Source organism: Granulicoccus phenolivorans DSM 17626 = NBRC 107789 = JCM 15570 (genome assembly GCF_000423085.1).
Classification (GTDB): Bacteria; Actinomycetota; Actinomycetes; order Propionibacteriales; family Propionibacteriaceae; genus Granulicoccus; species Granulicoccus phenolivorans.
This window is the reverse complement of the sequence record NZ_AUHH01000026.1, coordinates 23,342-48,547: the sequence shown is the minus strand read 5'-3', so window position 1 is coordinate 48,547 and position 25,206 is coordinate 23,342. Positions and strand designations below refer to the sequence as shown.

Below are 25,206 nucleotides of genomic sequence, written 5' to 3'. Positions count from 1 at the left end.
GAGCCCGGGGCCGGATCGGGTGCCGCGGTCAGGGCTCCAGTGACATGATGACCCCATGCCGCACGCCGACAGTCCGCACCACGTGGCCGATCTGGCCGCGTTCGTCGCGGCCTCCCCGAGCCCGTATCACGCCGCCGCGAATGTGGCCCGCCTGCTCCAGGCGGCCGGCTATACCGAGCAGGACGAGGCCGCCGACTGGGCTGCCGGGCCGGGCGGTCACTATCTGGTCCGGGACGGGGCGGTCGTCGCGTGGCGGGTTCCGGCCGGTGCCGGACCGGGGGCGGGGTTCCGGATCGTCGGGGCGCACACCGATTCGCCGACGTTCAAACTCAAGCCGGATCCCACCTACGGCGCGGCGGGCTGGCAGCAGGCCGGGGTGGAGATCTACGGCGGGCCGCTGATCGCATCGTGGACCGACCGGGAACTCGGGGCCGCCGGCCGGTTGGTGGCGCGCTCGGGGCAGACCCACCTGGTTGCCACCGACTCCCTGCTCCGGATCCCGCAGCTGGCGATCCACCTGAACCGCAGCGTGAACGAGGAGGGCCTCAAGCTGGGCAAGCAGGCCCACACCGCCCCGATCTATTCGGTACGCCGTCCGGACCTGACCCTGCTCGACGTGATCTGCGAGTACGTGGCCGAGGCCGAGCTGACCGCCGACGACGTGGCCGGACACGATCTGGTGCTCTTCGACACCCAGCGCCCGCGTACCTTCGGCGCCGACGAGGAATTCTTCGCCTCCGCCCGGCTTGACAACCTGTCCAGCGTGCACGCCGGGCTGGTGGCGCTGCTGAACGCCGCCGACGGCGAGGACATCGCCGTGCTGGCCGCCTTCGACCACGAAGAGGTCGGCTCGCAGACCCGCTCGGGCGCGAGCGGGCCGATCCTGGAATCGGTGCTGCGCCGCACCGCCCTGGCGCTCGGGGCGGGGGAGGAGCAGTTCCAGCAGATGTTGGCCCGCTCCAGTTGCGTCTCCGCCGATGCCGGGCACGCGGTGCACCCGAACTACGCCCAGATGCACGATCCGGTGAATCGCCCGCTGCTGAACGAGGGACCGCTGCTCAAGGTCAACGCCAACCAGCGCTACGCCTCCGACGCGGAGGGGGAGACCCTGTGGCGACGCAGTTGCGCGATCGCGGGAGTACCGATGCAGACCTTCGTGTCCAACAACGATGTGCCCTGCGGATCCACGATCGGCCCGATCACCGCGACCCGGCTGGGGATCCGGACCGTCGATGTCGGCGTACCGCTGCTGTCGATGCACTCGATCCGGGAGATGGCCGGGGTCGACGACCTCTACTTCTTCACCCGGGCGCTGCAGGCGTACTACTCCGGGGCCTGAGTCAGCCGGGCTGCCGGGCGCCCCGGGTACGCAGGGCCGGGGCCAGGAAGATCACCAGCAGGGCGACCGGAATGAGTACCGCGATGCCGAAGCGGAGGTTGCTGGCATCGGAGATGGTCCCGATCAGCGGGGACATCAGCAGGAAGCTGAGCCGCAGGAACCAGCCGACCACGGTGACCCCGGCGCCCTCCTTCAGGCCGGGGACCCGTTCGGCGGCGGCGAACGCGCCCGGCACCAGGGTGGCGCAGCCGAAGCCGCACAGCGCGAACCCGACCCCGATCGTCACCGGGGTCGGCACCGCGACCATGAGTACGCCGCCGGCACCGATCAGGACCCCACCCGCGCGCGCCATTCGCACCCCGCCGAACCGGTCGACCATCGGATCACCGAGCCAGCGTCCGACGAACTGGCTGCCCACCATGATCACGTAGCCGACGCCGGCCGCGCCGAGGGAGACCCCACCGAACTGGTTCAGATACAGCGCGGCCCAGTTGTTCCCGACGTCCTCCACCAGGCTGCCGGCCATCGCGATCAGCGCCAGCGGCAGCACCAGCTTCCAGGCGACCGCCTTCAGTGACATCGACTCGTGGTGATCCTCGCGCAGCGGCTCCCGCTGCGGCATCCGCGCCAACCAGCCACCGAACACCGTGACGCCGAGCCCGATCAGACCCACCACCAGCATGTGCAGCCAGACCGGTACGCCCTGGCTGGCGGCGAAGGTGCCGGTGATCCCCCCGACGGTCGCGCCGGCGCTCCACAGCGCATGCATCGAGTTGATCAGGGACTTGCCGTAGGCATTCTCGATCCGAATGCCCTCCACGTTCTGGGCCACGTCGACGCAGGCGTCCAGGAAGCCCAGGCACAACAGCGCCAGCGCCATCACCGCCGGATGGGCGCCCAGTCCCACCGCGACCGTGGCCGCACCCATCCCCGCGGTGCCGACGGTGTACACCGCGCGGGCGCCGAAGCGGCGTACCAACGGACCGGGGATGGTGGACGACAGCAGCGAGCCGACCGCCACGCAGGCGACCACCAGCCCGAACAGGGTGTCGGACATGCCGAGGGATTCTTTGATCTGGGGGTAGCGCGGGAGCAGATTGGCAAAGATGGCGCCGTTGATCGAGAAGACCAGGGAGATCCCGATCCGGGCGCGCAACAGGGGGTGGGTCGTCACTGGCTGCAGCCTAGTCCCGGGGATCGGCAAACAACGAGCGGACAGCGGCGGTGGGGCCCGGCAAACCGGAGCCGGTGTCCGTGCTCCCGGATAGGGTGTGCGAAGGATGTATCGGGAGGCGGCCATGGTCGACGCAACGGGGCCGGGCCCGGTCCTGCCCAGCGGGGAGACCGATCCCCGGGCCGGTCATCCGTGGCGGGCGCTGTGGGCGATGATCCTCGGCTTCTTCATGATCCTGCTGGATTCCACGATCGTGTCGGTGGCGACGCCGCACATCATGCGCGATCTGCAGGCCGACATCTCCCAGGTGATCTGGGTGACCTCGGCGTACCTGCTGGCCTTCGCGGTGCCGTTGCTCCTGACCGGGCGCCTGGGGGATCGCTTCGGGCCGCGCCGGGTGTTCCTGGTCGGGTTGGTGGTGTTCATCGGCAGTTCGCTGTGGTGCGGTCTGGCCGGCAATATCGAGGGTCTGATCATCGCCCGGATCGCGCAGGGCCTGGGCGCGTCGGCGATGTCACCGCAGCCGATGACGCTGATCACCCGCTTGTTCCCGCCGGAGCGCCGGGGCGCCGCGATGGGGGTGTGGGGCTCGGTGGCCGGCGTTGCCGTGCTGGTCGGGCCGCTGCTGGGTGGGGTGCTCACCGACATCGCGGGTTGGTCGTGGATCTTCTTCATCAATGTGCCGGTCGGGGTGGTTGCCTTCGTCCTCACCGTGCGCCTGGCCCCGCGGTTGACCACCCACGCGCACTCCTTCGACTGGCTGGGAATCGCCCTCAGTGGCATCGGTCTGTTCCTGATCGTCTACGGGCTGCAGGAGGGGCAGAGCCACCAGTGGGGCGCCCTGTGGGGACCGATCCAGGTCTGGCAGGTGATCGCCGCCGGGGTGGTGGTGATGGCGGCATTCGTGTTCTGGCAGTCGCGCAACACCGGTGAACCGCTGCTGCCGCTGAACCTGTTCCGGGATCGCAACTTCACCCTGGCCAATGTGAACATCGCCCTGACCGGCGCCGCGATCACCGCGCAGACGTTCCCGATCATGTTGTTCACCCAGAGCGTCCTCGGCTATTCCCCGACCGTGGCCGCGCTGACGATGGCGCCGATGGCGGTGGTCCAGATCATCCTGGCGCCCCAGGTGGGGCGGATGCTGAACCGGATCAGCCCGGGCTGGTTCGTACTGGTCGGGGCAGCGCTGCAGGCGGTGGCGGTCTTCGGGTACGCCGCGCTGAGCCATGCCGACACCCGATTCTGGCAACTGCTGATTCCCTCGGCGATCCAGGGGGTGGGCGGCGCCTGCTTCTGGGGGCCGAACTCGGTGACCACCACCCGCAACCTGCCGCGCGAGATGGCCGGCGCCGGGTCCGGGGTGTACAACGCCACCCGCCAGCTCGGCGCGGTGATCGGCTCGGCCGCGATCGCCGCCATGATGGAGGCCCGGCTGGCGGTCCACCTGCCCGGCGTACCGGCGCAGGTGGGGGAGGGCGGTGGACGCATCCCGCCGGCGCTGGCCGAACCGTTCAGTCGCGGGATGGGCGAGTCCTTGCTGCTGCCCGGCGTACTGCTGACGCTGGTCGCGGTGATTGCCCTGTTCTACGCCAGGCCGGGGGCGCTGCGTACGCCGGCCCCCGCGGCGGGCCCGCCGGTCAGCGCGTAACCCCGGGCGACTGGCTCGGGGGGCGGACGTTGACGGGGCTTCCCGCGATGGTTCGGTCGGGCGGGACGCTTCCCGCGATGGTGCGGTCGGGCGGGCCGCTTCCCGCGATGGAAGGTGCGGAGCACCCGCTTCCCGCGATGGTTGAATTCCTCCCGCATCCGAACTTGCTTCGTGCACCCGGCGCACCACCCGCGGGACGCTTTTGGCGTCGCGGCAAGGTCGAACCTGTCGCGGGAGGCGACGGCGCGGACTTAACCGTCGCGGAATGGACCGAACTGTCGCGGCAGGTACCAACCTGAGCCCTCGCCGCGCCGCGCCGCCCGGCCCGCGCCGCGCCGCCCGGCCCGCGCCGCGCCGCCCGGCCCGCCCTCCCGGCCCGCGCCGTCGTGCCCGGCCCTTGCCGCGCCCCCCTGCCCGCGCCGGCCCCCCGCCCTCGCACCCCGCCCGCGCCGCCCCTGCTGCGACTCCTATACACACCCACAGCCCACCCTCAGCAAGATAGATAAGCATTTTATATAAATATGTGATACAGTTCTGGGGTGAGTGAGAACGACGACCTGGCAACCCGACTGGTGATCGGCTGCTCCCGGTTCGCCCGCACCGCTGCGTACGCCTCCGGGGCGGCCCGCAGCGCAGTCCTGGCGATGCGCCTGCTGTCCCAGCTGGACACCCGGGGCCCGCTCCGCGTGGGGACCCTCGCGCATCTCGAGAGCACCACCCAACCCGGCGTGACCGCCGCGGTGAAGAGCCTCGAGCAGGAGGGGCATGTCGTCCGGTGCGCCGATCCCACCGATGCCCGGGCCACCGTGGTCGAGATGACCGAGTCCGGGGCCTCGGTCCTGGCCCGGTACCACCGCGCCCTGGCGGCGACCGTCGCCCCCGAACTGGACGAGCTGACCACCGACGAGCGCGCCGACCTGGTACGGGCGCTCGGGATCCTCGAACGACTCACCACCAAACACATCGCTCTCGGAGCCATCCACCCCAACCATGCCGACTCGACCGGAGCCGACAGCGCACGAAAGAAGGACCTGTGAGTTCCGCAACCACCGAAAAGAAGAAATCGAGTCTGCTTCGGCAACCGCTCGCGGTGTGGGCGATTGCCTTCGCCTCCACCGTCTCGTTCATGGGGATCGGCCTGGTCGATCCGATCCTGCCCACGATCAGTCGGGAACTGGGCGCCACCGCAGCGCAGACGATGCTGCTGTTCACCTCTTATCTGCTGGTGACTGCGTTCGTGATGTTTTTCGCCGGCGCGATCGCGTCCCGGCTGGGTACCAAGAAGACGCTGCTGCTCGGTCTCGGGCTGATCGTCGTGTTCGCCGCCCTGTGTGGATTCTCCGGGTCGGTCGACCTGATGCTGCTGTTCCGGGGCGGATGGGGCTTCGGCAATGCGCTGTTCATCTCGACCGCGCTGGCCGCGATCGTGGGATCGGCCTCGGGTGGTAGTGCCACCGCGATCATGCTCTACGAGGCGGCGCTGGGTGTCGGTCTGGCAGTCGGCCCGCTGGTCGGCGGCGCACTCGGCTCGCTGCACTGGTCGGCCCCGTTCTTCGGCACCGCGGTGCTGATGGCCATCGGCTTCATCGCGATCATCACCCTGCTCGGCAAGGGAGCCGCGGACCAGCACAAGGAGAAGGTCTCCTGGCTGGCCGGCTTCACCGCGCTGCGCAACCCGGCCCTGCGGTCGCTGGCCCTCACCGCCCTGTTCTACAACTTCGGCTTCTTCATCCTGCTCGCCTACAGCCCCTACCCGGTCGAGGCCGCGGCCAAGGCCCAGGGCCTGGAGTTCGGTCCGCAGCAACTCGGCCTGGTCTTCTTCGGCTGGGGGCTGGCCGTGGCCATCTCCTCGGTCCTGATCGCGCCGCGGCTCACCCGCGCCTTCGGCCTGCGCAAGGTGCTGTACGGCTGCTTCACCGCGCTGGTCGTGCTGTTCATCGTGTTCTGCTTCGAGGTGCACAGCCTGGCCGGGATGGTGACCCTGATCGTGATCTCGGGTCTGGTGCTCGGCATTCTGAACACCGCGCTGACCGAGGCCGTCATGGACGCCACCGACCTGCCCCGGCAGGTGGCCTCTTCCACCTACTCCGGCATGCGCTTCCTCGGTGGCGCGATCGCCCCGGCGGTCGCCGGACCGGTCGCGGCCGCCACCACCGTCTGGGCCCCGTACGCGATGGCCGCGGTGTCGCTGGTCATCGCCATCGTGATGCTGACCGTGGGGGCGCGGCACCTGACCCACCTGGAGCAGCCGCACACCACCGCGGAGGACGAGGCGCTGGCCATCACCCTCGGTGACGACTGACCCGCAGTTCTGCCAACACCCAGACAGGCGGACCCGGCCCAGTGCCGGGTCCGCCTGTTTTTCGCTGGTCGGGGGTCGGGGGTCGGGTCAGCCCAGCAGGGCGTCGGCGGTCAGTTCCAGCCCGGTCAAGCGTTCGGCGGGGGTGCGGCCGTGGAAGGCGATCATGATCTCGTCGGCGTCGGTGGCCTGCTGGATCGACTCGAGCCCGGCGCGTACGGCCGCCCCGTCGCCGACCGCGCGGACGCGCATCATGCCGGCAATCTGCTGACCCTGCGGGGTGTCCATCACCAGGTCCAGCTCCTCCTCGGTGAACGGCCGCGCGCCGGGACCGCGGGAGATGAACCGGCGTACCCGGTTGCGCAGCACCGAGTGCTCCATTGCCGCGGCCTCCGCCGGGTCCGCGGCGGCGATCACGTTGGCGCCGACGATGGCGTACGGCTGGGCCAGCTGCGCCGACGGGCGGAAATTCCGGCGATACTCCATCAGGGCCTGAGTCAGCATGTCGGGGGCGAAGTGCGAGGCGAAGGCGTACGGCAGGCCCAGGTGGGCGGCCAGGCTGGCGCCGAACAGCGAGGAGCCCAGGATGTACAGCGGCGGCGGAGTCTGCGCCACCGGGGACGCCTTCACCCCCATCATCGGGGACTCCCCGGCCAGCAGCCGCTGCAGTTCGACCACGTCGGAGGGGAACTGTTCGGCCGCCTCGGGGGCCCGGCGCAGCGCGCGGACCGTGCGCTGATCGGTGCCCGGGGCGCGGCCCAGACCGAGATCGATCCGGTTCGGGTGCAGCGCGGCCAGCGTTCCGAACTGCTCGGCGATGACCAGCGGGGAATGGTTGGGCAGCATCACGCCGCCCGAGCCCAGCCGGATCGTGGCGGTGTTCGCGGCCACGTGGGCGATCAGGACCGAAGTGGCGCTGGAGGCGATCTCGGCCATGTTGTGGTGCTCGGCGTACCAGACCCGTTCGTAGCCGCGCGTCTCCGCGTGCTGGGCGAGGGTCACGATGTCGGAGAGGGCCGATTCGAAGCTGGTGCCGGGATCCACCGGGGCAAGGTCAAGAACAGACAGGCGCATAGTGCCTCACTGTAGTTGTGCGGTCGCCCGACGCCGGTCCCGAGATGCCGGCGTACGCTCGCGGCTGAACGGATCGGGGTGCCGAGCCCGGCGGGTCAGTGCGGTGACATGCTTGCAATATGGGGAGGGCCGAGCGAAGGTTCGGGTGCCGGTGGATCGTCGCGGTCTCGATCGGTGAGGCAATCGGCTTCGCCGTGGCGACCGCGACCGCGATCACGGCCATCCTGTTGCGGGTCGATGATGTGCAGCGGTTGCTGCTCGCGGTCGCCGCCGGTGCGGTGGAGGGAGCGGCGCTGGCGAGCGGACAGTACGCCGCGATGACCCATCATCGGCCACCTCTCGGCCGCTGGACCGCGGCCACCGCAGCCGGGGCCGCGCTGGCCTGGCTGTTGGGCATGCTGCCCAGCACGGTCGGCTTCGGCCCGGACTCGGTGGGCGCGGTCGTGGTGTTCGCGGTGGGGGCGGTGGTCCTGCTGGGGGCGATCCCGATGGCGCAGTGGCTGGCGCTGCATCGGCGCGGAACGTTTCGGTGGGTTCCGATCAACATGGGGGCGTGGCTGGTGGCCGTGCTGTGGACCGCGGCACCGTCGCCGCTGGTCGATGAGTCCACCCCGATCCCGCTCATCGCCACGCTGTATGTACTGGCTGGAGTGCTGATGGCGCTCACCATCGCGGTTCTCACCGTGCCGGTGGCGCGATCGCTGTTCGGTCGCTGAGTTTCCGTGGGGAAGTGGTGCGTCCGGCGTCGAACTGGGAGCGTACCGCGGCGGCGCGCGGGTTCAACTAAGGTGTCTGCGTGGCTCTCACTATCGGAATCGTCGGACTGCCCAACGCCGGCAAGTCGACCCTGTTCAACGCCCTGACGCGCAACAACGTGCTCGCCGCGAACTACCCGTTCGCGACCATCGAGCCGAACGAGGGTGTGGTCGGGGTCCCCGACGACCGGCTGCCTCGGCTGGCCAAGATCTATGGGTCGTCGAAGATTCTCCCGGCGACAGTCACCTTCGTCGATATCGCCGGCATCGTGAAGGGCGCCTCCCAGGGCGAAGGCATGGGCAACGCGTTCCTGGCCAACATTCGGGAGGCCGACGCGATCTGCCAGGTCACCCGGGTGTTCAATGACCCGGACGTGACCCATGTCGACGGCGACGTGAACCCGGGCAATGACATCGACACGATCACCACCGAGCTGATCCTGGCCGACCTGCAGACCATCGAGAAAGCGCTGCCCCGGCTGGAGAAGGAAGCCCGGATCAAGAAGGAGTCCAAGCCCAAGCTGGAGGCGTACCAGGAGGCCGAGAAGGTCCTGTCCGACGGCAAGGGGGTGTACGCCGCCGGCCTGGATCTCGAACCGCTGCGCGATCTGTTCCTGTTGACGGCCAAGCCGTTCATCTATGTGTTCAACTGCGACCAGGACGAACTGGGCGATGAGGACCTGAAGACCCGACTGCGTGAGGTGGTCGCGCCGGCCGAGGCGATTTTCCTGGACGCCAAGATCGAGGCGGAGCTCTCGGAGATGGAAGAGGACGAGGCGCGCGAGTTCCTCGCCGAGATGGGTGTCGAGGAGCCCGGGCTGGATGTGCTGGCCCGCGTCGGGTACGACACCCTGGGGCTGCAGTCGTACCTCACTGCCGGCCCGAAGGAGACCCGCGCCTGGACGATCCCCAAGGGGGCGACCGCCCCGGAGGCGGCCGGGGTGATCCACACCGACTTCCAGAAGGGCTTCATCAAGGCCGAGGTGGTCTCCTTCGACGATCTGATGGAGTACGGCTCCGAAGCCGAGGCGAAGGCCCACGGCAAGGTACGCCTGGAGGGCAAGGACTACGTCATGCAGGATGGGGACGTCGTCGAGTTCCGGTTTAACGTCTAGCGTTAATGACGGTCTCCGTCATACACTGGTCTCGTGATCAGATCGTTCGGGAGCAAGGACACCGAGCGCATCTGGCACGAGCAGTACGTCAAGCGTGTTGATCGGATCGTGCAGCGAGCGACCCTGCGGAAGCTCGAGTTGATCCATGCAGCGAAGGATGTGGAGGACCTCCGGATCCCACCGGGGAACCGGTTGGAACGGCTGGTCGGTGACCGGCGTGGCCAGCACAGCATCCGCGTGAACGCACAATGGCGCATCTGCTTCGTCTGGAGAGATGGAGGTGCAGAAGATGTCGAACTCGTCGACTACCACTGAGGCTGATCTGATCGAGCCCATTCATCCCGGAGAGATCCTGATGGAGGACTTCATCGAGGGTTTCGGGATCACGCAGAACAAGTTGGCGGTGTCGATCGGAGTGCCGCCGCGTCGCATCAACGAGATCGTGCACGGCAAGCGCGGCATCACGGCGGACACGGCGATCCGCTTGGCGCGGTACTTCGGGACGTCTGAGGAGTTCTGGATGAACCTGCAGTCGAACTACGAGCTTCGCCTTGAGCGCCGCGCGCTTCGCGAGGCGGTTGCGGCGATCACGCCGTTGTCGGTGGGGTAAACCACGTCAGGCTGACGGGGCGCCGCGGAGCGGGCAGCCCCTGGGGCGGACCATCTACCTCGCCACGTCGAATTCGCCCGCGAGCGCAGGCACCGGGCCGCGTCGTGAACACATCGTCGCCATCACACCCGAGCAGGCCCTCATCGGGCATCGGCCCTCAGGAGTCGAAGCCGGCGAGGATCTCGGCCTGTCGGGCAGCGACGGCTTCGCGGGTCTCCGGGTGGGTGAAAATGTGCCGCCGCCCGGTCCGCAGGGCGTCGACGACCATGTTGCCGACATCGCGCGGCTCCAGGACGCGGGACTCCACCTGGAAGTCCTCGGTCTGGTCGTTGTCGGCATCGAAGCCCGGTCGCTGACGCGAGTTGGCGGTGATGTTGCTGCGCACCATGGCCGGAAGCAGCGTCGCGATCCCGACGGTGGTGTTTCCCTCCGCACGCAGCTCCACGTCGACGGTGTCGCCGACCGACAGGATGGCAGCCTTGGAGGCGCCGTACGCCGCGGTGCCCTCGCTTGGCAGAATCGCCGCGACCGAGGCGGTGTTGACGATGAACCCGCCGGTCTCGTTGGCCTTGAGGCGGGGCAGGAAGGCCTTCATCCCATGGACGACGCCCCAGAGGTTGATGTCGATGACCCAGTGGAAGTCGGCGAGGCTCACCTCGTCGAAGGTCACGAGCGGGCCGACGCCGGCGTTGTTGACGACGATGTCGACGCGTCCGCACTCCTCGACCACGGAAGCGGCGAGGGCCTCGACGCTGTCGGCGTCCGACACGTCCACCCGGCGCGCGAGAGCGCCGATCTCGGTGGCGGTGGCGCGGGCGCCGTCCTCGTTGACATCGGCGATGACCACCGTCGCGCCGGCGTCGATGAGAGCCTCCGCGATGCCGCGGCCGATACCGGACGCTCCGCCGGTGACGACGGCCACGCGATCCTTGAAGGTGTCGATGCTGACCATGGCTGCTCCTGGGTAGGGAGGATTATTCGGGCGACGGGGAGTGTCGGCTCTCATCGAGCCTATCCGGTGCGCGACGGCAGCGGAATGCCCCCGAGCGGCGGCCTGAGATGGTGAGTGGTCACCGCCCACAGATCAGGAGCGAGAGAATCTCGTACGCTCGGTCGACCAGCGTGGTCGACTCTCTCCCTCGGGGTCGGTCGCGTGCAGAAGTGCGGCGAAGGTCGGGTGCGTGGTGAGGTCGGACCACAGTGACATCGGGTCGTCACCGCGGGCCGCAACGTACCCGTCCGGTCGGATGAGTCGGACCCGCGGCCAGTCTTCGGTTGCGGTGCGCACGACCGGGAGGCCCTGCCACGGACCGTCGGCGACATCCGTGTGCGCGATCCACGTCCACCTGCCGAACTGGAGTCGGCTCAGAATGGTTCCGCCGCCGACGGCCGGTCCGTTCGCGGGCCGCTCCCCGCCGCCGGTGACGGTGAGCGGGCTGTCGCGATACCGCACCTGCAGGCCGGCGAGGGGTCGCGCCAGCAACTGCCGCAGTCTCGTGCGGGGCAGGAGTCGTGGGGCTACCGACCCGAACACCCGTCGGGCCAGCGAAGACCTCCCGGTCAGCCAGGCCGTCGCCCGGCGTACGTTGCCGACCATGGCCCCGGCGATCTGATGGCGTTCGATCGCGAAGCTGTCCAAGACTGCCTCACGTGCGGTCGGGTCGAGCCGGTCAGCGACGGCGAGCCGCCAGATGAGGCCATGCGCGTCCTGGACTCCGGTGTTCAGTCCCTGACCGCCGACGGGACTGTGCACATGCGCGGCATCACCGACGAGGAACACCCGCCCATTCCGGGTGAGGTCCGACACCCCGTGGGTCAGCGCGAATCGTGACGTCCACCCCACATCGTGCGCACCGAAGCGCACGGATGCCCGATCGGCGATCAGCGCATCCAGGAAGCCGGCGTCGATCGGTACGAGGCTCGCCGGATCGTGGCGGGGCAGGTGGGCGATGACGCGCCACAGGCGGGGTTCGGGCATGGGGACGATCACGAGGAACCCATCCGGGTGGATGAAGAAGTGCCCTTCGTCTTCGGCCAGATCGGAGGTGCTGAACACGTCGGCGAGCAGGAAGGTGGCATCAGCGTCCTCGCGCGCCATGTGACCCCCGATCGCGTCGCGTACGCCGCTGCGGCCTCCATCAGCGCCGACGACCCACCGGGCGTGCACCTCGGTAGAGTCCTCAGCGACCTGGAGTCGCACGACGACGGAATCCGGCGTCTGCTCCAGGCTGCGGAACTCCGTTCCCCATTCGATCGCCGCGCCGGCCTCACCCAGCGCCTGTTCCAGCACCTGTTCGGTGTCGTACTGGGGAACCGTGAGCCAGAACGGAAAGTCCGTGTCGCCCCAGTTCAGCGTCCGCAGATCGATGCGCCCCGTGGCGCCGGCGGGGCCGTGCAGATTCATCGCGCGGAACTCTGCGCCCCGTTCCCGCAGCTGGGCCGCCAGCCCGAGACTGTCGAACATCTCCATCGTGCGCGCATGCACGACCAGCGCCTTCGAGCGGGGGACCCGCGCAGACTGCCGATCGATGATCCGCACCGACATCCCGAGCCGGCGCGCCTCGAGCGCGGCGGTCAGTCCGGTGGGACCGGCTCCCACGACAAGAACGTCGACCGATTCGGTCGAGGGAGCCGCATCCTCATAACTGAGATTCATGTGTCTCACTTTACTCGGTCAGCGGGGACGCCACCCTTCGATCAATGTGCTCCACACGTCTTCCACAGGGTCCGGCCTCCCCAGGGCAACTGCCGTCTGGAGCAGTGCCAGGAGTGCCTGCTGCGCCCATGCCGGATCCAGGTCGGCCCGCAGATCGCCCGTGGACACGCCCCGCCGCACCAACTCGGTGATCGGCTCGAGCACGTGCGCGCGTGCTGCGAGGAACTCCGGATCCTGGGTAATGCCAAGCAGTAGGAGGGGGCGATGCTGCGTGCCGGAATCGACGAGCGCGGCCAGGATCCGACGCAGCGCATCCGGCGCGGTGCCCTCATTGGGTGTCGCCGACTGCACTGCGTGAGCGGCGGTTCGCAGAGCGTCATCGACCACCTCGTGCACCAACTCCGCGCGGCCTGCGACGTGCCGGTACACCGTGGCGCGCCCCAAGCCTGCTCGCGCAGCGATCTCATCCATACTGGCCGACGGATTCTCCGCCAGCACCTCCGCGGACGCCTCGAGCAGCAGACGCCGGTTCTCGTGAGCATCACGTCGCGGGCCGCGGTGGCGCTCAGCGGCCGGACGATGCGTGGAACCCATGGGGTCCAGTATTGATCAGCACCCAGGGGTCGGAAGTCGAGGGCGCGGGCGCGGTCAATGGATAAAAATCAGTCGGCAGCGAATCTCAGAGTCTCCTCGAGAAAGGACGCCACATCGTCGGCTTCTACCGCTGAGACGCGATGTCCCATGCCCTCGTAGTGTTTGACCGTCACGTTGGTGAAGCCTGTCAACCATCGGTCGGTGGGGGTGACGAGAGTCTTGGGCAGAACGCCATCTTGGGGGTCTTTCCCGACGAAGATCGGGAAGTCTCGGGCAGCCGCTGACTTGTCGTTGAAGTATGCGTGCGGGATGTCGACGGCGATTCCGGAAAGCATGATGATTCCGTCGGCCGGTGCCGGAGTGCGGCGCCGGCAACGATACATAGGCGACGTCCCCCGGGGTAGGTGGGTGAGCAAGTCGTCGAAGTAGGTCTCATCCTGCCCGTAGCCGTGGAACATGACGACAAGATGCGGGTGCTCCCTGGGCAGCTGGTCCCCGTTCATTGCTCGCGGCCGCCGGGAGTGCGACTCTTTGCGTCGGGGTGTGTCATGTCCTGATCCTGTCTGGTCGGCTGGAGCAGGGTGTGGGTCTGGGCGGTGGTCAGTGGCGCAATCGGCAGCTCGGACGGGTCGCGGTCGGCGCGGAGCCCGTCCAGGGCGATCCACAGGTAGCGGCGATACAGCTGTTCGGTGTCGTCGCGGCCCTCGATCGAAGGGCCGTCCTGGGCGACGGCTGCCACTGCGCTGAACGCGATCTGGAGGAAGATCAGGTCGGTGCCCGTCACGTCGGCGCGCAGCGCCCCGGCGTCGCGCGCTCGCTCGGCAACCCGATTCACCAGCGGTGCCAGCCGGTCGCGGCCCTCGTCGTACTTGACCGGGCGGCCGTGCCGGCCGGCGAAGATCTGGGCCATGCCCCGGTCCTTCGCCTGGAGAGCCAGGGAGCGTTCCAGGTACAGCACGAGTCCGGTCCAGGGATCCGACTCGGCCAGTGCGGCATGGAGGATCTGCTCGATCTCCTCGTTCTGCCGCTCCAGGATCGCGTCGATCAGCTCCTCCTTGTTCGCGAATCGCCGGTAGGCGGTGCCGACGCCGACGCCGGCGTGGTGGGCGACGTCGTTGAGGGTGACGCCCAGCCCGTGCCGGGCGAACAGCTCCCGCCCGGCGATGAGCAGACGCTCCCGGTTGGCGGCAGCGTCCCTGCGCAATTTCGGACCGGTCGCACTGGTGGAAGTCATGCCGCCCACGCTACCTGAATCGGAACTTTTGTATCCAGATCTGCGGCACGATGGTCCGTTCAGATCTCTCCCGGGGCTGGCAAGTGGCCTGATCCGGAGGTGAATGACGGCGTTGAGTGCCGCGTGCAGTCGGCGATCCCGACATAACCGGATGAAAACTATCCGGATGCATGTTATCCTCAATCACGTGGATGAAATATCCGCTACGCCTGCTCTCAGCAAGCACCAGACAACGAGCAGAGAAGGACCAGCTATGTCACGCCCACGAATCATCTGCCACATGCACACGCTGCTCAACGGGGAAGATCGACGGCATCGCCAACCCCACATCGGTCGGCATGCGCTCGCAGAAGCTGTACTTCGACCTGTTCCTCGGTGAGAATCGCTACTTCACCAAGCACCGAGGCTGGATCAGTGGGAGCGGGACGAGCCGGGCGATCCTGGGCGGTACGCCGCAACTCGAGCTTCCGGAACCGACCGAGCCCGTACCGGCCGGAGACTTCATCGCCGACCCTGACGCGCAGATGCACTACTTCGCCGTCGACCGCTCCGGGACGCTCGCCTGGGATCGGAGCACGTTCTCGTACTTCGACGTCGACGCGCACATTGTCGAGTTGATCCCGGCCTCGGTCAGCGATGCCTTCAAGGCGCATCTGCGGTCGGTCGGCGTCTCGTATCTCATTGCGGGGGACGAGCAGCTGGATATGGCCGAGGCCGTACGCAAGATCGGCGCCATCTTCGACACCGACGAGATCATCCTCGGCGGCGGGGCCACCTTGAACTGGTCGATGATCCGCGACGGCCTCTGTGACGAGGTCAGCCTGGTTCTCATGCCGATCGCGGACGGGGAGAACGGCACCAACTCCCTGTTCGAGGCCAATGAGAAGTTCTCCGCACCCGTACCGATCGCATTCTCGCTGAAGGCCGTGGAACCGCTGGAGGACGGCAGCGTGTGGCTGCGTTACGACGTGCAGGGTCCGGTGTCCGACGACGAGGCCCCTGCCTCCGCGAGCGTCTGACAGAACACCGACTGCTCACCACATCTTCGAAAGGTAGCCATGACTTCCACCGCCGATCGTGCCTCGACCGAGCGCTTCCCCTGGTTGGTGATCCTGGTGCTCGCCTCAGCCGGGTTCCTCGCCCTCGCGGTCGAGCTGAGCCCCGCAGGTCTGTTGACCCGGATGGCCCCGGACCTGAACGTCAGCGTGGCCACGGCCGGCTCGTTGACCGCACTGTACGCACTTGGCAACGCCGTCCTGACGCTGCCGTTGACGGCACTGGTGGTGCGGTTCTCGCGCCGGGTCGCCCTCGCCGGTACGCTGCTCGTCTTCGTCGCCGGCAACGCGGCGGTGTTCCTCGCCTCCGACCTGGTGCCCGCCCTGGTCGGCAGGTTCATCTCCGGCGGCGCGCACGGACTGCTCATGTCGCTCGCACCGGCAGTGGCGATCGGTGTCGCCGGGCTGAAGCATGAGCGCCTGGCCCTGAGCATCGTGATCGGTGCCAATACGGTCGGCATCGCCCTCGGTGCACCGTTGGCGTCCGTCGTGGGCACCGCACTGGGGTGGAGGGTGACCTTCTTCGCCGCCGCCGTGCTGGCGCTGGTCTGCGCGCTGCTGCTGGCGGTGAAGATCCCCCCGCTGCGCGCCGAGCGGACCCGGCAGATGGGGCTGCTCCGGACGATCCGGCAGCCGGGGGTGTTACGGATCGGTGCCGGGTGGATGCTGATGATGCTCGCCTACATGGCCGTCATCACCTACCTCGACCCCTACCTGGCCGACCTCGGCGCGCCACCGCTGCTGACGAGCCTGTCATTGTTCGTCTTCGGCACCGGCGGGGTCGTCGGCGTGTGGCTCGGTGGTCAGATCGCCGCCCGTTCACGCCTGGCCGCGCTGATCGCCATGCCGTTGCTGATGGCGGCGAGCCTGCTGCTGATGTCGCTCGGGATCAGGAGCATCCCGGTCGTTCTCGTCCTGTTGTTCGGTTGGGGGGTCGGATTCTCCGGCCTGGTCATGGTCTGGCAGCAGGCTTTGCTCCTGGTCGGTTTCCGCTCCCCGGAGCAGTCCATGGGTATCGGCGTCGTCCTCAGCCAGGCCGGAATGGCTGCCGGATCCGCGCTCGGTGGTCTCGTGCTCAGCCATGCGGGGGTGGCGGCGACGCCGCTGGTCGGCGCGATCGTCACTGTCGCCGGCCTGGCCCTGCTCATCGGCATCCGACCCGTCCTCACGGCAGCGGAGACCGAACGGGCTGCCGAGGCGTACGAGAGCACCCCCGAAACCAGCACCGAGACCGTCTGACGACAGCAGGGCCGGCAGGTGGGCGTCGCCGCCTACGAGACGGTCGGCGCGATGGCGGTGGGTCGGTACGCCGGCAGCGCGGCGGCCAGAGGGGTCGAGTGGCTCATCGCCCACCGGTCAGCAGCGAGAGGATCTCGTGCGCTCGGTCGACCAGCGTTGTCGGATATGGGGTTGGGTCCACCCGAGTGACGCGGGTGATCGACATCGATTTCACCTGCTCGCACATGGCAACTGTCGCGGTGGCTTCGCCGGGCGTGAGATTGACGTGTGTCGTCCAGCCCCGGTCGGTGTGGGTGAGTGGGATGGCGATCAACAGGCGTCGGGCCCGGTGCAGCGGCGGCTCGGAAAGCACCAGCCACGGACGGTGCTTGGCCTGCTCTCGTCCGATCGTGGGATCCATGCTGGCCCAGACGACGTCCCCGCGGCTGATGGTGCCTATCACCGGCCGGCCTCGTAGTCAGCGATAGCTGACTCGGTGTCAGCGGCGAACGCCTGATCAGCCTCGTCGAGTTCATCGAGGTAGTCCGTGTCGGGAGTCTCCGATTCCAGGGCAGCCCAGAACTCGGCCTTGCTGCGTTCGTGCAGGAGCTCCTCAATGAGCTGGCCCTGAGTCAGATGGGCTGCTTGGGCGGCGTCGCGGACCTTGTCGCGCACCGCTCGAGGAACCTTGATGGTAGCCATATCATTCATACCTGTAGTGTACCTCGTCGTCATTCCTGAGACCTGATGAGCGCGCTGCGCGTTCAGAGCCACCAGCGGGGGTATCCCTGAGCGGTCGCGGTGTCGAGGCCTGTCGGTGGTCACGTAGGCGTCGTGGGCCCGGCTGTCTCGAGAACATCGAGCGCGGTTGTTCGAAGACCGCCGCAGCTGTTCGGGAGTCGTTCACGCAGTGTTGGTAACCCTTTCCAAACTCGGGTCACCAATCGCTCCTAGTGTCCGTGGCGTTCTGTTCGCCACTCGGGGAGGTAGCGGTGGCCCGTTTCCTGCACATCAGCGATCTTCACTTTACTGATCAACAAGATGCCGGCTTGGTTGCCCGCGGCATGACCTGGACCTCCCGCGACGTGTTGGCCGGCCTCGCTGCGAGCGTTGACCTTCAGGCCTTCGACTTCGTCGCCGTGACCGGGGACCTGGTGAACAATGGGACGACCCCTGACTATGTCGCCCTGCGCGAGGCGTTGGACGAAACTTTCCCCGCTGACATGCCCCGCGTGATGGTCCTGGGTAACCACGATGACAAGGCCGCTTTTCGCGCGGGATATTTGGGCGAGGATGCCTCGGACGCCCCGTACCGCGAGGTCAGTGAGATCGACGGGCTCCGCCTGGTCACCCTCGATACCTCCGTGAGCTACCAGCACGGCGGAATTGTGGACGCCGACCACGTGGATTGGCTGGCGGATGTCCTTGCCACCCGAGCCCAGAACGGCACTCTGCTGTTCGGGCACCACCCGTTCGGCATCAGTTGGAAGCCCCAGCTCGAGAAGGCCGAGACGCATCCGCGACTGGCTGAAGTGCTGGCCGCCAGCGACGTCCGCGCCATCTTCAACGGCCACCTGCACATGCCGGTTGCCTCCATGGCATTCGACATTCCTCAGTTCACTGCCGCGCCTCTTTCCTTTGGGATTCTGCGCAACGGCGAGCAGCTTTGGGATACAGATCGACTGGGTTATTCGTCGGTCGAAGTGACTCCTGACGGGGTCTCGGTTCAGCCAGAGATTCTCCATCCCCGCGTCCACATTATCGGTCCCAACGATATGTGGGAGGAATACGAAAACCAGGCCCAGTTGTGGGCTCAACAGAAGGGAAGATCATGAAGCGTCGTACGTTCCTGCTCGGCAGTCTGGCTGCTGCGGCGGGTGTTGCCGGACTGGCTGGCTGTGCATCCACCTCATCGGCAGGGGGATCAGGCGGCAAGACCACGATCGAGTACTGGCACGTGAATGCCGAGACCCAGGGTGGTACGGCAGTCACCGAATTGGTCAACAAGTTCAATGCTTCCCAGACCGAGGTGGAAGTCAAGCCGGTCTTCAATTCGGGAATGTACCAGGGTCTCATGCAGAATCTGCAGTCGAAGGCCGCTGCCGGGGCTATGCCGGCTTTGGTTCAGGTCGGTTGGTCCTACCGTGAGTATTTCGCGAACAACTATCAATTCGCGGAGCCGACGAAAATCATCAAGGACCACTTTCCCGGTGACGCCGACTTCCTGTCCAAGAAATTCCTGCCGAATGTGCTCGACCTGGCCAAGGGCAACGACGGTAAGCAGGTCGGTACGCCCTACTCGCTGAGCGTCCCGATCATCTATGCCAACAAGGACATCCTGGACGCCGCCGGCGTGGATCCCGCGTCGCTCACGACGTGGGAGAAGGTGGGTGCCGCCGCGGATACGATCCGCACCAAGGTGGACGGCAAGAAGGGGCTCTATATCGCGGAGGCTGCCGATGCGTGGAACATCCAGCAGATGCTGGAGAGCAACGGGGGTCACATGCTCGAGAACGGGAAGGCGGCCTTCGCGAGTCCCGAAGGAATCGCGACGATGACCTTCTACCAGAATCTGATCAAGTCCGGCAGCGCCCTGCATGCGAAGTCGGACCAGGGCCAGCAGGCCGTCGTGGCAGGCACCGTGGGGCTGGCGCACATGACGATCGCGCAGCGCGCCAACGTCACCAAGAACGGCAACTTCACCTCCGTCGGCATTCCGGCACCGGCATTCGAGGGCAAGACGCTCAACGTTCCCGCGGGCGGCTCGATGCTCAGCATTACCTCCGACAAGGCTGACCAGCAGAAGGCCGCCTGGACCTTCATGAAGTTCCTGTACGAGCCCGCCAACGTCGCCACCTGGACGCGCGGCACCGGCTACGTTCCGGAGACGACGGACGCTGCCAACGATGCCGAACTCGGCAAGCTCCTCAGCGAGGACTCGATGTTCAAGGCCGCCAACTCCACGATCAAGTCGCTTGTTCCGTGGACCCCCTGGCCCGGCACCTCGGGCCTGCAGGCCGAGCAGATCGTGCTCGACATGCGCGACCAAGTGCTCGGTGGGGCCGACGTAGCTTCCACGATGAAGACGTTCCAGGACAAGGTCAATGCCGTCATCAAGTGACGTCGAGGTGGGGGCCGTCGCGTCGGCCCCCCGCGTACCGGCCGCCGCGGCAGCCGGCCCTACTCCCGCAAAGGTGAGGTGGTGGGCGAACAACCCCTTCGGTGGGAAGGTGCTCTACCTCGCGCCGGCAGGGGTATTCCTTGTCCTCTTCGTGCTCTGGCCGGCTGTTTACACGCTGTTCCTGTCCTTCTTCGACTGGAACATGGTCTCGCCGAAAATGACCTTCGTAGGGTTCGACAACTACGTCACCGTGCTCAGTGACCCGATCACGTACAAGGTTCTCGGCAACACCGCGATCTACATCGTTGTGTTGTTGGCGTTCAACGTAGTGGTGCCCTACATCCTGGCGTTCGTCGTGACCTTCCTCATCGACCGGTTCCAGGGCTTCCTCAAGTCAGCGATGTTCTTGCCGTCCTTCATCTCGATGGTGGTCGGCGCCATCATCTACAACTGGTTGCTCAACCCCACAGCCGGCCCCGTGGCTCAGGTGCTGGCCGTGGTTGGGATCCAGATTCCGAACTGGAGTCAGACCGAAGTTCTGTGCATCCTCGTCATCTGCTACGTGACGGCGTGGAAAGTTCTCGGATACAACTTCATCACCCTTTTCGCCAGCATGAGCGGGCTGAGCAAGGACGTCATCGAGAACGCCCGGCTCGAGGGCATCCCGACCTGGCGAATGTTTCGCGATATCGTCCTGCCAATGTCCCGCGGTACGGGAATGTACGTACTCGTTATGACCATTGTGACCGGCTTGCAGTATGTCTATACGCCGATCAAGGTAATGACGCAGGGTGGGCCGAACTACGGCAGCAGTAACCTGATCTATCAGGCGTACCACGAGGCATTCGTGGTGTATCGGACGGGTGTCTCAGCGTCCCTTTCCGTCCTCACACTCATCTTGTTCATCGGTCTTCTCGCCCTGGCGTTCCGCGCCCTGGCTCTGACGGAAAGGGGACGATCGTGAACCTTTATCCCGCAAAGGCGTCTCGGTCATGGACTGTCGTCGCGCTGATCATTGCGGTGATCTGGTTGTTTCCGATCCTGTTCGCATTGGGCACATCATTTCGGCCGCTGCAGGACGTATTCGCCAATGTCGTCAACTTCATCCCGATACCGCCGACGCTCGAGAACTACGCCAAGCTCGCCGGTCGCCTGGATCTCCCTCGGGTTATCGCCAATACGTTCTCGATCGCTGCGACGGTGACCCTGCTGAAGCTGCTGACCGCGTTTCTTGCGGCGTACGCCTTCACCTACTTCGAGTTCCGGGGCCGCAACAAGATCTACTTCGTGTTCCTGGCAACGATCTTCGTGCCGTTCACGGTCACGATGATCCCGAACTACCTCCTGATCGCCCGCATCGGCCTGGGTGACAATATCCTGGGCGTCATTCTGACCCAGGTGGCAGACGCCAGCGGCATCCTGCTGATGGTGGCCGCGATGCGCGAGATTCCGTACTCCCTGATCGAGTCGGCAAAGCTCGACGATGTCTCGGACCGGCGCATCATGCTCGACATGGTCCTGCCGCTCGTCCGGCCTCAATTGACTGCCACCGGCATCTGGTTCTTCGTGAATTCGTGGAACGAGTTCGTGTGGCCGTCGCTGATCCTTCGCAGCGAGCAGTCCTATACGCTGCCGCTCGCCCTGCAGATGTTCGTGAGCGCGGAGGGCGGCACCGATTTCGCTGTCGCTATGGCCGTCTCGGTGGTGACGATGCTCATTCCCGTCGTCCTGTACCTGACCTTCCAGAAGTACATCATCGGCACCTTCACCGGCGCCGGTATCAAGTAGGAGCACCCGTGGTCGACGTCAACCTGCAACACATCTCCAAGTCCTATGGAGACACCAATGTCATCCGCGATATCAACCTCGATATTCGCGACGGCGAGCGCCTGGTTCTCCTGGGACCTTCGGGCTGCGGAAAATCGACAATCCTGCGCATGATCGCGGGATTCGTCCCGATCACGTCCGGGGACCTGCTCATCGACGGCTCGCGGGTCAACGAACTCGCGCCGGCGAAGCGTCAGGTGTCGATGGTTTTCCAGAACTACGCCTTGTACCCGCATATGACGGTCAAGCAGAACATCACCTATGCACTCAAGGTGCACAAGGTGCCCGCTGACGTGATCGAACGACGTCTCGCGATGGTCGCCGACTTCCTTGAGCTCACGCCGTACTTCGATCGGAAGCCGGCGGAGTTGTCCGGCGGTCAGCAGCAGCGGGTCGCTCTCGCGCGTGCCACCGTCAAGTCCACCAGTGTCTTCCTGTTGGACGAGCCCCTGTCGAACCTTGACGCGCAGCTGCGGGTCGCCGCCCGCGAATCCCTAATGGAGCTGCACAACCGGTTCAAGCAGACCATGGTCTACGTGACCCACGACCAGGTCGAGGCGATGACATTCGGCACCCGGATCGTCCTGCTCCGCAAGGGCGACATCCAAATGGCTGACACGCCCGAGAACGTCTACCATCGACCGGCCAACGTGTTCACTGCCAGGTTCATCGGCAGCCCGCCGGCCAACATCCTGAGCGGCATCCGCTTTGCGGATGACCGGATCGACCTCGGCGACGGCGCCGGCTTCTACTTGTTCCGCAACTGGCGCGACCTGCTCGGCCCGGCGCTGCAGGGCGAGCTGCACCTGGGCGTCCGCCCCGAGCACGTGGTCGTCAAGACCGAGCCGCACCCGAACTCGATGCCTGCCCTTGTCGAGCGGCTCGACAACATGGGCGCCACCACCGGCATCGTGCTTCGGGTCGGGAACCAACACCTGGTGGCCAGTTCGCGCTTCCGCCGGGTCGAGCAGGGAGACCGCGTACACGTGTCGTTCTACAACGATCAACTGCACTTCTTCGGCCCGGACGAGCGCTCGCTCGGCTACCCGGCCAACGTCCTCGCCAAGAAGGACGCGCTCGGTCGTGGCGAAGAACTGGCCAGGCTCATCGGAGCAGATGACGCCGCACAGGCCAGGGAGTTCGACGAATACGCTACGAGTCACGCGGTGGGTTCGTCCGGGTCCGATCCTGCTGACCGACCCAGCATTGGCGTGCCGGACTGACAGGTCGGTTGACCGGTCGCCGGTGTGCGAGATCTCGGTGGTTGAGCGCCTGCCCCCAGGGCAGGCGCTCAACTGTTGCTCAGTCGATCGCCTCGCCGGCGAGTGCCTTGGCCGCGAGCCGTTCCTCCTCGCTCACTTCCCACACCTCGTGGGCCGCATGGAGCGCGAGCAGAATGATCAAGCAGCCAAGGATCAGGTCCGGCCACCCCGACCCGGTCCACGCCGTGATCAGCGCCATCGCGATGATCGCGATGTTCACCAGCACGTCGTTGCGTGCGGACAGGAAGGCCGCACGTCCCAGTGAGCCGCCGTTTTTGCGGACCCGCGAAATGATCAGGGCGCTGGCGCCGTTGATGACGATCGCTCCGAGGGAAGCGACAATGACCGGGAGCACTTCCGGGGCCTCCGGTGCGGCGAATCGCTGCACGGCTTCCCACGCCGCGAATGCGGCGGGGGTGAGGATCACCAACGCCAAGAGCTTGCCCAGGAGGGCACGTTTGGCCAGCGCCCAGCCCAGGGCGACGAAGATCAGCAGGTTGATCGCGGTGTCCTCGAGGAAGTCGACGCTGTCGGCCAGCAGCGACACCGATCCGGAGCCGAGTGCGACGAAGAACTCGATGAAGAAGTACCCGAAGTTCAGCAGCGCGACCGTGAGCACGGCGCGCTTGACTCGGCGTGGGTCGAAGGTCTTCCTGGGCTCTGTGGAGTCGGTGGCGTGCTCGAGTGAGCTCATTCTCCCGCTCCCTCTCGTTGGTTCGGTACGGCGCGGAGCCCCGGCGCTGGATCTGGTCCGGTCGTGGTGTCGGCGCTCAGGGCGATCTCCTCGAAGGCCGCGAGATCGGCGGCGGCCCGGTCGACGGCGGCGCGGGCTTCTCCGCTCAGCGGGGCGCCGAAGTAGTCGCGCGCGGCGATCTTGCCCAGCCAGGAGCGGAAGCGCTCCACGTCCGACTCCGACTCCTCGACCTCGGCGTACGTGACGTTTCCGCGGGACCTCTCCGCGGCGAGTTCCGCATGCAGTTCCGGCACTCGCTGGAGCACCTCGGCATACTCCGCGTCCCGGGCGGCATTGAACTCGTCGATCACGGACTGCTCCTCCGCGGCGTCGACGAACTCCATCTGCAGGACCCGTGCGGTGCCGCCTTCCCGGCGCACCTTGTCCGCCAGGCGCCGCACCTCGCGGGCGACGGGCGGACGCGCGGGGAGCAGGCACGTGCCCTGGTGCAGGTAGAGGGCGCCGAGCGAGCGGAGTCGGCGCCACACCTGGACGCGGAGGGAGCCGCCGGAGCGCGCGGTGGACACACTTACCACGAGCCAGGAGTCCCGGGAAGAAACGTTCATCACACTGGAAGTGTAACAGTCGTAACAAGAGACCATCGGGGTGGTGTCTGGCCGGTGTCTCGGCGTACGAGGCCGTGCGTGCCATGGCGGAGCAGAATCTGCGGCTCGGTCACGATGTCGTCGTCGATGCGGTCAATGACAGTGAAGCGGCGCGTCAGACCTGGCGAACGGCGGCCTCGCGTACGGGGGCGCGCCTTGGATTCGTGTACCTGACGCCCTCCGACGCTCGCGAGCATGAGCGGCGACTCAGCGGCAGGGATCGTGGGCCGTCGTCACTCGTGCGCTCTGGTGAAGGTGAGGTGGGTGACGCCGCTGGGTGCGGAGGTGGCCTCGACGTGGTAGCCCTGCTCCAGTCCCTCGAGCCTGCTGTCCCACAGCCGGACGCCCCGCCCGAGCAGAATCGGCACCACCACGACATGTAGGTGGTCGACGAGTCCGGCCGCGAGGAAATCGCGGATCACGGTGGGGCCGCCGCCCAGGCGTACGTCGCGGCCGTCAGCGGCCGCTTTGGCCTGCTCGACTGCCTCGGCCGGGGACGCGTCGATGAAGTGGAAGGTGGTGCCGCCCTCCATCTCGATCGGCGAGCGGGTGTGGTGGGTGAGGACGAAGACCGGTGTGTGAAACGGCGGATTGGGTCCCCAGGCGCCCTTCCACTCCGGATCCTCGTGCCATCCGGGATAGCCGAACTTGCCGGCACCCATGATTTCGGCACCGATTCCGGGATCGTGTTGCCGCATGAAGGCGTTGTCGACGCCGGCGCTGCCGCCGGGCTGCCACCCCTGCGTGGCGAACATCCATTCGTGCAGCCGCTCCCCGGCATGGCCGAAGTAGGCGTGGGCGTCCTGGCCCTCGCCGGTGCCGAATCCGTCGAGGGAGATGCTGAAATTGTGAACGCGTACCACTGACATGGGGGTGCTCCTTCT

The 25,206-nt window shown here is 66.9% G+C and carries 27 protein-coding genes and 1 pseudogene; 16 read left to right on the top strand and 12 right to left on the bottom strand.

Features of this window, described 5'->3' with window-relative positions:
• Window positions 1–55: 55 nt before the first annotated feature.
• Complete coding sequence (locus G531_RS0111590; RefSeq protein WP_026927385.1) at window positions 56–1,339, top strand: M18 family aminopeptidase; 1,284 nt, start codon at window positions 56–58, stop codon at window positions 1,337–1,339.
• A gap of 1 nt (window position 1,340) precedes the next feature.
• Here G531_RS0111590 and G531_RS0111585 read toward each other — a convergent pair whose 3' ends face one another.
• The gene (locus G531_RS0111585; RefSeq protein ID WP_026927384.1) at window positions 1,341–2,513 is read right to left on the bottom strand and encodes an MFS transporter; all 1,173 of its coding nucleotides are present in this window, start codon (window positions 2,511–2,513) and stop codon (window positions 1,341–1,343) included.
• 124 nt (window positions 2,514–2,637) lie between these two features.
• Here G531_RS0111585 and G531_RS0111580 point away from each other — a divergent pair, with 124 nt between their 5' ends.
• The 3 genes from G531_RS0111580 (at window position 2,638) to G531_RS0111570 (ending at window position 6,466) form a co-directional block, all read left to right on the top strand.
• Window positions 2,638–4,164, top strand: a complete 1,527-nt coding sequence (locus G531_RS0111580; RefSeq protein ID WP_081684064.1) for a DHA2 family efflux MFS transporter permease subunit — start codon at window positions 2,638–2,640, stop codon at window positions 4,162–4,164.
• A gap of 539 nt (window positions 4,165–4,703) precedes the next feature.
• On the top strand, window positions 4,704–5,201 hold the full coding sequence (locus G531_RS22100) for a MarR family winged helix-turn-helix transcriptional regulator (protein ID WP_051215392.1): 498 nt from the start codon (window positions 4,704–4,706) through the stop codon (window positions 5,199–5,201).
• Window positions 5,202–5,233: 32 nt separating this feature from the next.
• Complete coding sequence (locus G531_RS0111570) at window positions 5,234–6,466, top strand: MFS transporter (protein ID WP_026927382.1); 1,233 nt, start codon at window positions 5,234–5,236, stop codon at window positions 6,464–6,466.
• Between the two features lie 87 nt (window positions 6,467–6,553).
• Here the strand turns inward: G531_RS0111570 and G531_RS0111565 are convergent, their stop codons facing one another.
• Entirely contained in the window at window positions 6,554–7,537 is a 984-nt protein-coding gene (locus tag G531_RS0111565) for an LLM class flavin-dependent oxidoreductase (RefSeq protein ID WP_026927381.1), read from the bottom strand.
• A 119-nt stretch (window positions 7,538–7,656) separates the two neighbouring features.
• On the opposite strand from G531_RS0111565, the gene G531_RS22095 reads away from it, so the two are divergent.
• From G531_RS22095 to G531_RS0111545, 4 genes are all read left to right on the top strand, one after another.
• Entirely contained in the window at window positions 7,657–8,253 is a 597-nt protein-coding gene (locus tag G531_RS22095) for a hypothetical protein (RefSeq protein WP_051215391.1), read from the top strand.
• A gap of 80 nt (window positions 8,254–8,333) precedes the next feature.
• Window positions 8,334–9,407, top strand: a complete 1,074-nt coding sequence (ychF, locus tag G531_RS0111555; protein WP_026927380.1) for a redox-regulated ATPase YchF — start codon at window positions 8,334–8,336, stop codon at window positions 9,405–9,407.
• Window positions 9,408–9,440: 33 nt separating this feature from the next.
• Window positions 9,441–9,722 carry a type II toxin-antitoxin system RelE/ParE family toxin gene (locus G531_RS0111550; protein WP_026927379.1) on the top strand — a complete coding sequence of 94 codons (282 nt, stop codon included), beginning with the start codon at window positions 9,441–9,443 and terminating at the stop codon, window positions 9,720–9,722.
• Window positions 9,682–10,017 carry a HigA family addiction module antitoxin gene (locus tag G531_RS0111545; RefSeq protein ID WP_211221837.1) on the top strand — a complete coding sequence of 112 codons (336 nt, stop codon included), beginning with the start codon at window positions 9,682–9,684 and terminating at the stop codon, window positions 10,015–10,017. Before G531_RS0111550 ends, G531_RS0111545 begins: the two co-directional genes overlap by 41 nt.
• Before the next feature lie 157 nt (window positions 10,018–10,174).
• Here the strand turns inward: G531_RS0111545 and G531_RS0111540 are convergent, their stop codons facing one another.
• The 5 genes from G531_RS0111540 to G531_RS22085 all read right to left on the bottom strand — a co-directional run bounded on the left by G531_RS0111540 (window position 10,175) and on the right by G531_RS22085 (window position 14,501).
• Window positions 10,175–10,969, bottom strand: coding sequence for an SDR family oxidoreductase (locus G531_RS0111540; protein WP_026927377.1), 795 nt, complete (start codon window positions 10,967–10,969; stop codon window positions 10,175–10,177).
• Between the two features lie 132 nt (window positions 10,970–11,101).
• On the bottom strand, window positions 11,102–12,673 hold the full coding sequence (locus tag G531_RS0111535) for an FAD-dependent monooxygenase (protein WP_026927376.1): 1,572 nt from the start codon (window positions 12,671–12,673) through the stop codon (window positions 11,102–11,104).
• Between the two features lie 18 nt (window positions 12,674–12,691).
• Window positions 12,692–13,267, bottom strand: coding sequence for a TetR/AcrR family transcriptional regulator (locus tag G531_RS24645; protein WP_081684062.1), 576 nt, complete (start codon window positions 13,265–13,267; stop codon window positions 12,692–12,694).
• Window positions 13,268–13,335: 68 nt separating this feature from the next.
• Window positions 13,336–13,725 carry an alpha/beta hydrolase gene (locus tag G531_RS0111525; RefSeq protein WP_162143172.1) on the bottom strand — a complete coding sequence of 130 codons (390 nt, stop codon included), beginning with the start codon at window positions 13,723–13,725 and terminating at the stop codon, window positions 13,336–13,338.
• Window positions 13,726–13,766: 41 nt separating this feature from the next.
• On the bottom strand, window positions 13,767–14,501 hold the full coding sequence (locus tag G531_RS22085; protein ID WP_051215389.1) for a TetR/AcrR family transcriptional regulator: 735 nt from the start codon (window positions 14,499–14,501) through the stop codon (window positions 13,767–13,769).
• 338 nt (window positions 14,502–14,839) lie between these two features.
• Here G531_RS22085 and G531_RS25210 point away from each other — a divergent pair, with 338 nt between their 5' ends.
• Window positions 14,840–15,520, top strand: coding sequence for a dihydrofolate reductase family protein (locus G531_RS25210; RefSeq protein ID WP_211221836.1), 681 nt, complete (start codon window positions 14,840–14,842; stop codon window positions 15,518–15,520).
• Window positions 15,521–15,559: 39 nt separating this feature from the next.
• Entirely contained in the window at window positions 15,560–16,795 is a 1,236-nt protein-coding gene (locus G531_RS0111510) for an MFS transporter (protein WP_026927374.1), read from the top strand.
• A gap of 103 nt (window positions 16,796–16,898) precedes the next feature.
• On the opposite strand, the gene G531_RS22075 is transcribed toward G531_RS0111510, so the two are convergent.
• Both G531_RS22075 and G531_RS0111500 read right to left on the bottom strand, forming a co-directional pair.
• Window positions 16,899–17,237 (bottom strand): type II toxin-antitoxin system PemK/MazF family toxin, encoded by a 339-nt coding sequence (locus G531_RS22075; RefSeq protein ID WP_051215388.1) that lies wholly within the window; start codon window positions 17,235–17,237, stop codon window positions 16,899–16,901.
• Window positions 17,234–17,485, bottom strand: coding sequence for a hypothetical protein (locus G531_RS0111500; RefSeq protein ID WP_026927373.1), 252 nt, complete (start codon window positions 17,483–17,485; stop codon window positions 17,234–17,236). Before G531_RS0111500 ends, G531_RS22075 begins: the two co-directional genes overlap by 4 nt.
• Window positions 17,486–17,766: 281 nt before the next feature.
• Here G531_RS0111500 and G531_RS24640 point away from each other — a divergent pair, with 281 nt between their 5' ends.
• From G531_RS24640 to G531_RS22065, 5 genes are all read left to right on the top strand, one after another.
• Window positions 17,767–18,609 (top strand): metallophosphoesterase family protein, encoded by an 843-nt coding sequence (locus G531_RS24640; protein ID WP_051215387.1) that lies wholly within the window; start codon window positions 17,767–17,769, stop codon window positions 18,607–18,609.
• Window positions 18,606–19,895 carry an ABC transporter substrate-binding protein gene (locus G531_RS0111490; protein ID WP_026927372.1) on the top strand — a complete coding sequence of 430 codons (1,290 nt, stop codon included), beginning with the start codon at window positions 18,606–18,608 and terminating at the stop codon, window positions 19,893–19,895. Before G531_RS24640 ends, G531_RS0111490 begins: the two co-directional genes overlap by 4 nt.
• Window positions 19,896–20,004: 109 nt before the next feature.
• The gene (locus G531_RS0111485; protein ID WP_026927371.1) at window positions 20,005–20,859 is read left to right on the top strand and encodes a carbohydrate ABC transporter permease; all 855 of its coding nucleotides are present in this window, start codon (window positions 20,005–20,007) and stop codon (window positions 20,857–20,859) included.
• A complete protein-coding gene (locus G531_RS0111480) occupies window positions 20,856–21,683 on the top strand; it encodes a carbohydrate ABC transporter permease (RefSeq protein ID WP_026927370.1) in 828 nt (275 codons plus the stop codon). The genes G531_RS0111485 and G531_RS0111480 overlap by 4 nt, the downstream gene beginning before the upstream one ends.
• Window positions 21,684–21,691: 8 nt before the next feature.
• The gene (locus G531_RS22065; RefSeq protein ID WP_081684060.1) at window positions 21,692–22,945 is read left to right on the top strand and encodes an ABC transporter ATP-binding protein; all 1,254 of its coding nucleotides are present in this window, start codon (window positions 21,692–21,694) and stop codon (window positions 22,943–22,945) included.
• A 79-nt stretch (window positions 22,946–23,024) separates the two neighbouring features.
• Here G531_RS22065 and G531_RS0111470 read toward each other — a convergent pair whose 3' ends face one another.
• Together G531_RS0111470 and G531_RS0111465 are read right to left on the bottom strand one after the other, a co-directional pair.
• Window positions 23,025–23,678: a cation efflux transmembrane domain-containing protein gene (locus tag G531_RS0111470; protein WP_081684059.1), complete on the bottom strand. Its 654-nt coding sequence runs from the start codon at window positions 23,676–23,678 to the stop codon at window positions 23,025–23,027.
• Window positions 23,675–24,283: a Chromate resistance protein ChrB gene (locus G531_RS0111465; RefSeq protein ID WP_026927368.1), complete on the bottom strand. Its 609-nt coding sequence runs from the start codon at window positions 24,281–24,283 to the stop codon at window positions 23,675–23,677. The genes G531_RS0111470 and G531_RS0111465 overlap by 4 nt, the downstream gene beginning before the upstream one ends.
• Before the next feature lie 47 nt (window positions 24,284–24,330).
• Between G531_RS0111465 and G531_RS27100 the strand changes: the two are divergent.
• Window positions 24,331–24,534 (top strand): annotated as a pseudogene (locus tag G531_RS27100) (P-loop nucleotide/nucleoside kinase family protein); the annotation flags it as partial.
• 21 nt (window positions 24,535–24,555) lie between these two features.
• Here the strand turns inward: G531_RS27100 and G531_RS0111460 are convergent.
• Entirely contained in the window at window positions 24,556–25,191 is a 636-nt protein-coding gene (locus G531_RS0111460; protein WP_026927367.1) for a dihydrofolate reductase family protein, read from the bottom strand.
• Between the last annotated feature and the right edge of the window lie 15 nt (window positions 25,192–25,206).

Excerpts from the sequence above, each read along its gene's own strand:
- G531_RS25210 (WP_211221836.1), top strand. The coding sequence starts at position 14,840 with ATGCGCTCGCAGAAGCTGTACTTCGACCTGTTCCTCGGTGAGAATCGC.
- G531_RS0111490 (WP_026927372.1), top strand. The coding sequence starts at position 18,606 with ATGAAGCGTCGTACGTTCCTGCTCGGCAGTCTGGCTGCTGCGGCGGGT.
- G531_RS24645 (WP_081684062.1), bottom strand. The coding sequence starts at position 13,267 with ATGGGTTCCACGCATCGTCCGGCCGCTGAGCGCCACCGCGGCCCGCGA.
- G531_RS0111540 (WP_026927377.1), bottom strand. The coding sequence starts at position 10,969 with ATGGTCAGCATCGACACCTTCAAGGATCGCGTGGCCGTCGTCACCGGC.
- G531_RS0111565 (WP_026927381.1), bottom strand. The coding sequence starts at position 7,537 with ATGCGCCTGTCTGTTCTTGACCTTGCCCCGGTGGATCCCGGCACCAGC.
- G531_RS0111525 (WP_162143172.1), bottom strand. The coding sequence starts at position 13,725 with ATGTTCCACGGCTACGGGCAGGATGAGACCTACTTCGACGACTTGCTC.
- G531_RS22085 (WP_051215389.1), bottom strand. The coding sequence starts at position 14,501 with ATGACTTCCACCAGTGCGACCGGTCCGAAATTGCGCAGGGACGCTGCC.
- G531_RS0111545 (WP_211221837.1), top strand. The coding sequence starts at position 9,682 with ATGGAGGTGCAGAAGATGTCGAACTCGTCGACTACCACTGAGGCTGAT.
- G531_RS0111590 (WP_026927385.1), top strand. The coding sequence starts at position 56 with ATGCCGCACGCCGACAGTCCGCACCACGTGGCCGATCTGGCCGCGTTC.
- G531_RS0111465 (WP_026927368.1), bottom strand. The coding sequence starts at position 24,283 with ATGAACGTTTCTTCCCGGGACTCCTGGCTCGTGGTAAGTGTGTCCACC.
- G531_RS0111580 (WP_081684064.1), top strand. The coding sequence starts at position 2,638 with ATGGTCGACGCAACGGGGCCGGGCCCGGTCCTGCCCAGCGGGGAGACC.
- G531_RS0111510 (WP_026927374.1), top strand. The coding sequence starts at position 15,560 with ATGACTTCCACCGCCGATCGTGCCTCGACCGAGCGCTTCCCCTGGTTG.
- G531_RS0111535 (WP_026927376.1), bottom strand. The coding sequence starts at position 12,673 with ATGAATCTCAGTTATGAGGATGCGGCTCCCTCGACCGAATCGGTCGAC.
- G531_RS22095 (WP_051215391.1), top strand. The coding sequence starts at position 7,657 with ATGGGGAGGGCCGAGCGAAGGTTCGGGTGCCGGTGGATCGTCGCGGTC.
- G531_RS0111460 (WP_026927367.1), bottom strand. The coding sequence starts at position 25,191 with ATGTCAGTGGTACGCGTTCACAATTTCAGCATCTCCCTCGACGGATTC.
- G531_RS0111470 (WP_081684059.1), bottom strand. The coding sequence starts at position 23,678 with ATGAGCTCACTCGAGCACGCCACCGACTCCACAGAGCCCAGGAAGACC.
- G531_RS0111500 (WP_026927373.1), bottom strand. The coding sequence starts at position 17,485 with ATGAATGATATGGCTACCATCAAGGTTCCTCGAGCGGTGCGCGACAAG.